7 protein-coding genes are annotated in these 9,505 nt (G+C 58.4%); 5 read left to right on the top strand and 2 right to left on the bottom strand.

Annotated elements, in window-relative coordinates; all coding sequences use genetic code 11:
* Nucleotides 1–254 (bottom strand): hypothetical protein (locus Tam10B_RS13510; protein WP_093960296.1); only part of this gene is annotated, 254 nt, incomplete at its 3' end.
* A 422-nt stretch (nucleotides 255–676) separates the two neighbouring features.
* Nucleotides 677–1,207, bottom strand: coding sequence for a type III secretion system chaperone family protein (locus Tam10B_RS05685; RefSeq protein ID WP_093960293.1), 531 nt, complete (start codon nucleotides 1,205–1,207; stop codon nucleotides 677–679).
* Between the two features lie 394 nt (nucleotides 1,208–1,601).
* On the opposite strand from Tam10B_RS05685, the gene Tam10B_RS05680 reads away from it, so the two are divergent.
* The 5 genes from Tam10B_RS05680 (at nucleotide 1,602) to Tam10B_RS05660 (ending at nucleotide 9,398) form a co-directional block, all read left to right on the top strand.
* Complete coding sequence (locus tag Tam10B_RS05680; RefSeq protein ID WP_093960292.1) at nucleotides 1,602–2,945, top strand: hypothetical protein; 1,344 nt, start codon at nucleotides 1,602–1,604, stop codon at nucleotides 2,943–2,945.
* Between the two features lie 87 nt (nucleotides 2,946–3,032).
* A complete protein-coding gene (locus Tam10B_RS05675) occupies nucleotides 3,033–4,541 on the top strand; it encodes an Hsp70 family protein (protein ID WP_093960291.1) in 1,509 nt (502 codons plus the stop codon).
* A 51-nt stretch (nucleotides 4,542–4,592) separates the two neighbouring features.
* The gene (locus Tam10B_RS05670; RefSeq protein WP_158214142.1) at nucleotides 4,593–6,161 is read left to right on the top strand and encodes a serine/threonine-protein kinase; all 1,569 of its coding nucleotides are present in this window, start codon (nucleotides 4,593–4,595) and stop codon (nucleotides 6,159–6,161) included.
* Nucleotides 6,162–6,163: 2 nt separating this feature from the next.
* Complete coding sequence (dnaB, locus tag Tam10B_RS05665; RefSeq protein WP_093960289.1) at nucleotides 6,164–7,579, top strand: replicative DNA helicase; 1,416 nt, start codon at nucleotides 6,164–6,166, stop codon at nucleotides 7,577–7,579.
* Between the two features lie 346 nt (nucleotides 7,580–7,925).
* Entirely contained in the window at nucleotides 7,926–9,398 is a 1,473-nt protein-coding gene (locus Tam10B_RS05660; protein ID WP_233133614.1) for a Mur ligase family protein, read from the top strand.
* The last annotated feature ends 107 nt before the right edge of the window (nucleotides 9,399–9,505 follow it).

Below are 9,505 nucleotides of genomic sequence, written 5' to 3'. Positions count from 1 at the left end.
TGGACTATTAGCTCCTGATCATAGCCGGCGCGGGATGCGGTTCCGATTTCATACCAGACTGCTCCCGAAACTCCCGGCCCTACGTACATATAGGTGGGTGGGTCTCGATGATAGTTGACGTCCACTGGTCCTCGTGCCATTCGCCAAGCATGCAGGATATCGTTTTCCGATACGCCATGCTTGAATGCGGACGGGAGGATCAGTGGCTCGTCGGGTTCTTCCGGAAGTGTGTTCCCGGCGTTGTCGTAGTGCATTGATCACCTCCATTGGTTGTCGGTGATCGTGACTCTACGGAGATGTCGATGTGGATGGAAGAAAACCGGCCAATGTGGTCGAACGTGAGAAACGCCGAAAATCGAACATGGAAAATGTTCGATTTGAGTGAGATGTGATCTATATCATAAATTTGGATGTTGGCAACTTCGACGATGAAGCGCGCTGATTTATCCCCATGTTTTCCACATAGTTATCCCCATGATGTGGAAAAGTGAGTGGATTATCCACTGAGACACGCCCAAAATGTGGATAACTCCGAATTTCTATCCACAGATAGTGGATAAGTACGTGCAGAGCTGGGGATTACGTTCGATCAAAGTTACGCCATGGTAAACAGAACACAGAGCCCATACATAGGCTCCCCTCCGAAAAGGGGAGCCAAAGCGTGTGAACCTGCTCCTTACAGGATCTCGGGATCGATGGTGGTGGGGGAGGGCTCGGCCGGGGCCTGCGGCTCCGGGTTCTCGGCCTCGTTCACCGCGGTCTCCGGATCCACGCCGGCCAGGCCCACCTTGAGGTAGCCGTCGCCGTAACGCTCCCACATCATGATCGCCACGAACACCACGCGGCCGATCGTGTGGATCGACGGCAGGCTGTCATCATCGGTGAGCATGGCGCTCCAGTAGCGGATCTCGCCGTCACGGAAGTCGAACTGGAAGTTGCCCTGCACCAGACCGTAGTTGGCGCGGGCGGTGTACTCGGCCAGCGCGCGCATGTTCTCCGGGTCCTGGGTGTCGCCGCCGAACTGCGGAACGGCGACCACGCTGAAGTTGTCGTCGTCCACGAAGATGCGCACGCGCACGTTGCGCACCTTGGAGTGAATGTTGATGCCGAACTCGAAACGGCCCTGCGTGGGGTCCTCGTCGTAGTGCAGGCCGTCGGAGTCGAGGTATTCCTTGACGCGAGCGTACAGTGCGGTTGAGTATGCCATGGTGGAGATTCCTTTCCCTAATGCGGTGCCGGCGCGGTGCCGATCGAGATGCCGGGCGTCGTCGCCGTCATCCGTTTGCCGTGTTGTCGTCCAATCGTAGTTCCTGTTATGGCCACTGGCGATTTTCTGCCACGGGAAGCTTGCTCTGTCGAAGATCGTGATCCCGTTGGTCCTCTTTCGCATCATGATGGGATCATGTTGCCTAGATACTTGGAAGGGGGTATGCGGGGCAGGGCAACGATGTGGAGGAAATACGTCGCGGAACACTATGTGACCACTACATTTTATGGGGGATCTTTTTGCTATTCTTGAAGACCTGTAAACAACGACGTAAAGTACACTTGATAGGGGGCAAGATATGGGCGGATGCATCGATGTATGGAAGGATGCGATTATGGCGTTGTTCGGTAAAGGAAAATCCGGTAGGGACAACACGGCCATGCCGGGAAGTCTACAGTTTTATGAGGATGCCCGAATAGCCTATGACGGCAAAATGCGGGACAAAACCGCCAATGATGATCGGCTTGCTCGGATGGGGACGATAATCGAAACGATGGACCGTGAGGTCATTGCGTGGCAAGAGCATCAAAATGTGAACGCGTTCGACTCCAGTCTCCTCAAGATCGCCTATTTGCTCATGCAGGGTGAGCCGGTGCCAACGCAGTGGAAGCCTACCTCATTTGATCTGTACTATCTATTAGCTGGTTTATATCAGCAGTGGTCCGGGAAGGATTACTCCACAAGTTTTGATGGCAGTAGGGGCAATATCGGGTATCTGTTTACCGGAGCAGTTGAATCCGATGAATGGTTGCAACAATTTGTAGATATGTTCCAGCAGCTGTCTCGGTATCATCATGTACGGGATGGCGGTAGTTTGTCTTTGAATACCGCGTTGAGACAGCTCTGTGAACAGCAAGGGTTATTAAGTGGTGCCGATCGAACTGATGCTGCGGATGGCCGTGTGGCCCACGTCGGCCATGACGACGGCGCCACCGTAAGGTCGACAAACGATCGTATTACAGATGCCGACGCGGAATCTACTGTGCGACTTGATGGGAAGCCGGCTGCGGTGAATCCACGCAGACAGCGTCGTCGTGTTGCGACCACGGGGCGGACCGCGCTGAATGACGCGTCTGCGGTGAATCAGAGTGATCGATTCGTGTCAACGGGATCGGACGGAGCGGGGCCGCGGCATGTGGAAACGTCACAGGATATGCAGGCGGTCACCGAACGATGGTCTGCCACACAGCTTGAGTGGCAAACCACTATGCGGCAGATGCAGAGCGGCGCTCGCGAGCTTGTCAGGAGCATGCGTGATTTCCAGGAGCGATACGTCGCTGACGAAACCATTACGCACGCACGCCAGCTTATTGAAACCTACATCATGCTTGATAGTCAGTACACATATCAAAGCGATATGATCAAGCGCAGGAGAAGCGGCAATGTCGTGGCGGCTTTGGACGAGGACCATCTCAAGGCGGTGAAAACCCTGCAGGTGGTTCGAGATGCTGTGGAACGACAGTTGAATATGTACGGGGTGACTGTGGTCCGTTCGAAGCCGGGAACACCGTTTGACCCGGAACTGCATAAGATCGATAGCGCTGTTGGTGATGGAAGGGTCGGAAGTTTTGACCCCGACACGGCGATCGTCGCATCGAGCATGGCGCCGGGGTTCCATTCGGACCAGTTCGCTCAATTGGACCGTAAGGAGATCGTTGTGCTTGCAGGGCAACGTTGAGCAACAGGGCAGACATATTGGGATATGGAAGTGCATCTTGGCAATGGCGGACTGCGTTGCGGAAAGATGATATGAGGGGAGACAGGCATGAGGATCGGCATAGACTTCGGTACGAGTTTTTCTGAAGCCGCATCCGTCGATGAGGAGTTCGGCGGCACGGTGGTGTTCAAACGCAAAAATGACTATGCCGTGCCGTCGGTATTTTATTATGGGCGGAAAAGGGGCGTGCGCACCGGCAAGGAGGCCGAGAAGAGGAGCTACGGCGAAGAGGCGGAACAGGTGGTGCGAGCAATCAAGCTCAATCTTCTTGACCGGCGTGGTGGTGTTGCCTCCCGAGTGATCGATGGACGATCATTCAGTTCGGTGCAGATCGCCGCGGCAATCCTCAAAGAGGTCGCCGATCTTGTCATTTCGGTGTCTCCCCAGGATGGTTTTGATGGCAGGATCGACGGTGTGGTGCTCTCCGTGCCGGCCAAGTTCACGGATATGGAGAAAGAGATCATTCGTCAGGCCGCATGTCTGCCGGCGGAGGCCGGCGGGCCGGGATTGAATGTGATCGGATTGATCAAGGAACCGGTGGCGGCGGCGCTCAACTATTTTCGCAATACTCTCGACAACGATACACGGGTGTTGGTCTACGATCTTGGCGGCGGTACGTGCGACATTGCCGTGGTCACGGCCGACGGCAGCAAGGGTGCCAAGTTTGATGTGCTGACTTCTGAGATGGAACGTTGCGGAGGTCGAGACTGGGACGATTGTTTGGAGCGGTACCTCATCGAGGAATGCGAGCGCGAGTATGGGCCAATACCGCTTACCCCGATGGATAGGAGCTACATTCGGAACGCCGCCGAAGAGGTGAAATGGGAGTTGTCGGATAGGGATGTGGCGACAGCCATGTTCATCCTGTCGGACAAGAAATCGTATGAGATCGATGTGACGCGTGCCAAGTTCGAGGAGCTGACTCACGATCTTCTGGAACGGACAATGGCTGCGGTGGATAGGGTGATTGCTCATGTGGATGGCGGTGCGGTGCAGCGTATCGTCTGTGTGGGCGGATCGTCGAACATGCCGCAGGTGAAGGCGGCCCTGCAAAAGCGGTTCCCGAGTTTGCCTGTCGTCGTGGAACGTCCTGAGTACGCGGTGGTGTCCGGCGCCGCGTATTATGCGCAACATTGCGATCCAAATGCGCGTGACAATTCATTCCTGCGTGACAGGGCCCCGTTGTCATATGGCATCCGTGCCTTTGAACGTGCGGACTCCGATAAAAGAATCATTTCCAATTTGATTCGCAAGGGTGCGGTGCTTCCTGCGAGTGAGATTCGTACTTATGCCATGCATAGCGATAGCGCGTTGGTGACGATTCGCGTATATGAGACCGATGAGGATGTCGCAGCCAGTGAGATATATAACTCGCTTAATGACAATGCCGTTCTCGAAGTGACTTTTGATTTTGGTGTCGAAGTACCTGCGGGCACGAAATTCAAAGTGATGATGACGTTGAATACTGACGGACTGTTGGAGCTCGAAGCGTGGGACGACGCTGGCCACACCGCACAGGGGAAAGTCAAAATTTCCGGCGATGGGTTTGAGTTTTAAGTCTGAATTTTAGATATACAGGAGTGAGAGAACAAAGACATGGTAAAAAGCGTGAGTGTAGAGACGCGGGTACGTGAGCAGAGGAGCCGGTATCTTCAGGCGGTGTCGCATGTACGGCGTGGTACGAACTCCTACGTCGAAGAGGTCTCATGGAGTCTGGGGGACTGCCTGTATGTGGGTTCGGATCGCGCTATTTTCGCGGTCAATGCCGGATACGATGGTGTGCTGGAGGGCGCCGTAAAGGTGATCGAGATGTTCTCCGAGGAATCATCCCATCCGTTGACGGACAATCAAAAAGCTGAACGTGTCCGTAAGGCGAGCATGGAATGGCAGCTCATGGAAAGCTTGCGGGGACGATCCCATATCGTGCAGATCTGGGATCATGCCACGGTGGCATGGAGGAATGACGATCGTTCCGGTCAGGATCTGGTCATTCTCATGGAGTATCTGCCGCGGACCCTGGCGGACGTCATCAATGATGATCGCGACAAGGCCCATCCATATGATGAGAATAAGGTCTTTGCGGTAGGACTCGACTTGTGTGCCGGATTGTTGCAGTGCACCACGACGACGATGAAGATCGATGGCGAGACGATGCACATTCTTCACCGTGATGTGAAACCGGCCAACGTTTTCTATGATGACATCGACAGGCGGTATAAACTTGGCGATTTCAGCATTTCGCGTTTACTCGCCGACGGTGAGGATGCGCCTACGGCCGTTGCCACCATGCAGTATGCAGCACCGGAACGTCTGCAGCACAAGCTGTATGATTCACGTGCCGATATTTACAGTGTGGGCATTATTCTGTTTCGCATGTGCAACGATGGTGCGCTGCCGTATGCCGAAATGCCGTTGGAAATGTCGATGATACGACGATGCACCGGCCCATTGCCTGAACCGGAACATGGCAGTAAGGCCCTGCGTAAGGTGATCGCCCAAGCGACTGCGTTGCGACCGGAGGACAGGTACCAGACCGTTGATGAACTGCAACAGGCGTTGCTGGAGGCGCGGAACAATCCTCGTGGCCACGTATCGGACAGTCAGGGTACGGACGAGGAAAACGGACTCGGATACAAGCCCGTCCGTTTAAGGCAGGACGGTGGAACTCTATCCTCAGCGCATAAATCGCTGCCTGAAACCAAGGACATCGATAAGAAAGACGATCAGCTCGGCGAGACGAAGGCTGTACACGACGGATCCACGCGAACTCTTGGGAAGAAAACGTCTGAGAATTCTGAGGTGAAGCCGACACGAAAGATGCCGGAATCGTCTCGATATCCCCAATCGTCTCGATATCCCCAATCGCGGAGTGAGCAGGATGTCGTGGCCACTATGAGCGAGGAGGAATTCCGGAGTAAGCGATCAGTGACGGACGGTCAGCAGCGTGGCATACGCAGCACGAATCGTGCGGTTGACTACGAACCCAGTCCGGTGGAACGGTCAAAGCAGGAGCGTCGAAAGCAGCGCAGAAGCAGGGTGCTCGCCGTTGTGATGATGGCACTGATAATCGGCGCTGCATGGAAAATCGGAGGTGGATATCCGTTCTCCGCGGCCAATTTAGAAACCGTGAACATTGAGAGCATGAGTGCCGTTATGGTGTCGTTCCTACAATCGTGAGTATGGCAGAACAGACGTTTGAGAGGAACGAGCGCGGAGACGGAGTCCCCTCCGCGCACAACGGGCGGTCGGATCGCGACCCGATCTTCGACCGTGTCCCCCCGCACGACGACAACGCGGAGATGGCCGTGCTCGGCGGCATGCTCATGAGCAAGGACGCGATCGGCGAGGTCAGCCAGATGATCGACGTCACCGACTTCTATCAGCCCAAGCATCAGACCGTGTATGAGGCGATCATCACGCTGTTCTCCGCCTCGCAGCCGGTGGACGCGGTGATCGTGGCGAACGAACTCCTGAAGGAGGGCAATCTCGAGAAGGTGGGCGGCGCCGACTATCTGCATAGTCTGGTCGCGTCCGTGCCCACCGCCGCGAACGCCACGTATTATGCGGACATCGTGCACCAGCGCGCGATCCTGCGCAACGTGATTGCCGCGGGCACCAAGATCGCGCAGATGGGCTACTCCGCGGAAGGCTCGCAGGCTGAGGATATCGTGAACCTCGCGCAGGCCGAGGTGTACGAGATGAGCGTGGGCAAGGTGCGTCAGGACTACGAGGCCATCGGCCCCGTGGTGGAGGAGACGCTCAACCAGCTCGACGCCCTGCAGAACGGCCTGATCCAGAAGGGCGTGCCCACCGGTTTCCGTGACATCGACGACGTGACCCAAGGCCTGCAGCCCGGCCAGATGATCGTGGTCGCCGGACGTCCGGCCATGGGCAAGTCCACACTCGGCATCGACTTCGCGCGCCACGCGGCCCTGCACGCGAACATGACCACCGTCGTGTTCTCCCTGGAGATGAGCAAGAACGAACTCGCGCAGCGCATCATCGCCGCCGAGACGAACATCCCGCTGGGTGCACTGCGCCGCGCCGACGAGATCACGCCCGAACGCTGGAACACGCTCAACAACTTCTGGGGCAAGCTCGCCAACGCGCCGCTGTTCATCGACGATTCGCCGAACATGAGCCTCATGGAGATCCGCGCGAAGTGCCGCCGCCTCAAGCAGACCAACGACCTCAAGCTCGTGGTGATCGACTACCTGCAGCTCATGAGCTCCGGCAAGGCCGTGGAGAGCCGCCAGCAGGAGGTGTCCGAGTTCTCGCGTGCGCTCAAGCTGCTGGCCAAGGAGCTCGAGGTGCCCGTGGTGGCGCTTTCGCAGCTGAACCGTGGCCCGGAGATGCGCAACGACAAGAAGCCGCAGCTGTCCGATCTGCGTGAATCCGGTTCGATCGAGCAGGACGCCGACGTGGTGTTCCTGGTGCACCGACCCGACTTCTACGACAAGGAGGACCGCCCGGGCGAGGCCGACATCATCATGGCGAAGCACCGTAACGGCCCCACGGAGACGTTCGGACTCGCGTTCCTTGGCGCCAACTCCCGCTTCCAGGACATGCCCCAGGACTTCCAGCAGGGCGTGTGAATCAGGTGCCTTAGCCCTCCCTCTGCCACGGCGTGCCGTGACATCTCCCTCCCTTGGAGGGAGAACGCGGGGCGGGGTGAAAAGCGCCTTATCCAACATGATCATCAGACCCCTGTCGACCCTCATAAACGTGACGTGGAATTGGTATGGTTATGGGCAGTCGGATTGATTGACGATCGGTTGATCAGGACGATAATCAAGCCGAACAATCAGGTCGAACAGACAGAACAGAAGGCAGTGAACAGTGAAGAGTAATGGTCAGGCCGGTCTTTCGGCGAACGACAGCGGATCGAACGGTTCGGGCAGCGGCGCGGGTGCAAAGGGTGCGAACGGCACGCGTCCGGCCATTCCGCGCAAACCGTGGAGCGCCTTCGCCACCCCGCTGATCGGCAAGGGCGTGCGTCTGGCCGCCCGCGTGACCCATCACGGCGGCAGCGCGTTCCCCGGCAAGGTGATCGAGGGCATCGACCCCGGATTCCTCGCCCGCACGCTGAGCCGTCTGCCGTACGGCGTGGTGCTCGTGTCCGGCACGAACGGCAAGACCACCACCACGCGCATGGTCGCATCCATGTTCGCGCAGCTCGGCCTCAAGGTGTTCACCAACCCCACCGGATCGAACTTCACACGCGGCGTGGTGTCCGCACTGCTGCAGCAGGTGTCGATCACCGGCCATCTCAACGCCGACATCGCCGTGCTCGAGCTCGACGAGGCGTACGCCGTGCACTTCGTGAAGCAGGTGCGCCCGCGGTACGCGCTGCTGCTCAACGTGATGCGCGACCAGCTCGACCGTTTCGGCGAGATCGACAACACCGCCCGACTGCTCGGCCACGTGGCCGAGGCGACCGACGGCACCGTGGTGCTCAACCGCGAGGATCCGCGCATCGCCAAGCTCGCCTCGCTCGTTCCCGACGGAACCAAGGTGCACTACTTCGGCCTGTCCGACGACCTGCGCACCTTCTTCCCGTCCGACGACGACATGCACGCCGCCGACATGGTCTCTTCCGGCTCTTCCTCTTCCAAGTCGGAATCCACTTCTACCGGCTCCCCCTCCCAAGGGGAGCTGTCCGGCGAGGCCGGACTGAGGGGGTCCGACGCCCAGTCGTCCCACAACCCCCTCCCCGCCGACGTCACCCTCACCAAGGTGGGCGACCACACCGCCGAATTCCTCATCGACGGCACCACCCAGTCCACCGGCGTCAAGCTCGAAGGCGTCTACAACCTCTACAACGCGGCCGCCGCGCTCGCCGTGGTGCGCGCCGCCATGGTCGACGCCACCGTCATGGAGTCGTCGAAGCTCGCCAAGCCCGCCGCCCGCCGTCGCATCCAGAAGTTCGCGAATGCCGGCACCCACGACCTGATCAACGCCGTGGCGCAGGTCACCCCCGCGTTCGGCCGCGGCGAATCCATCGACGTGAACGGCACGAGCGTGGAACTGCTGCTCGTCAAGAACCCGATGGGCTTCCGCATGTCGCTCAAGTCGTTCGACCCGGCCGGTCACGACACGATGATCGTGATCAACGACCAGTACGCCGACGGTCGCGACATGAGCTGGCTGTGGGACGTGGACTTCACCGGACTGCGTGGCACCGGCGTGCGCATGGTCTCCGGTGTGCGCGCGTGGGACATGGCATTGCGCCTCGAATACGACCAGGTGCCCGTCGGCAAGGTCGAGCCCGACATCGATGCCGCCGTGGACGCGTTCGTCAAGGCGAACCCCGGCACGCCGAAGCGCATCTACTGCACGTACACGTCGATGCTCAAGGTGCGCTCGCATCTGGGCCACCTGACCAAGGTGTCGGACGCCGGCGTGGGCCGCTGAGTGAAACGAAACGAGGACTGACGATGACGAACGAAACCACAAACGTGAACGAAACCGCTGTGAACGAACCCGCCGAGACTGCCGAACCCGCCGAGGCCACTGCGACC

The organism is Bifidobacterium vansinderenii, assembly GCF_002234915.1.
Classification (GTDB): Bacteria; Actinomycetota; Actinomycetes; order Actinomycetales; family Bifidobacteriaceae; genus Galliscardovia; species Galliscardovia vansinderenii.
Note: the sequence above shows the minus strand (reverse complement) of the source record. Positions and strands in the feature narration are given on the sequence as shown.

Coding starts and splice junctions, on each gene's coding strand:
- Tam10B_RS05685 (WP_093960293.1), bottom strand. CDS start 1,207: ATGGCATACTCAACCGCACTGTACGCTCGCGTCAAGGAATACCTCGAC.
- Tam10B_RS05680 (WP_093960292.1), top strand. CDS start 1,602: ATGGCGTTGTTCGGTAAAGGAAAATCCGGTAGGGACAACACGGCCATG.
- Tam10B_RS05675 (WP_093960291.1), top strand. CDS start 3,033: ATGAGGATCGGCATAGACTTCGGTACGAGTTTTTCTGAAGCCGCATCC.
- dnaB (WP_093960289.1), top strand. CDS start 6,164: ATGGCAGAACAGACGTTTGAGAGGAACGAGCGCGGAGACGGAGTCCCC.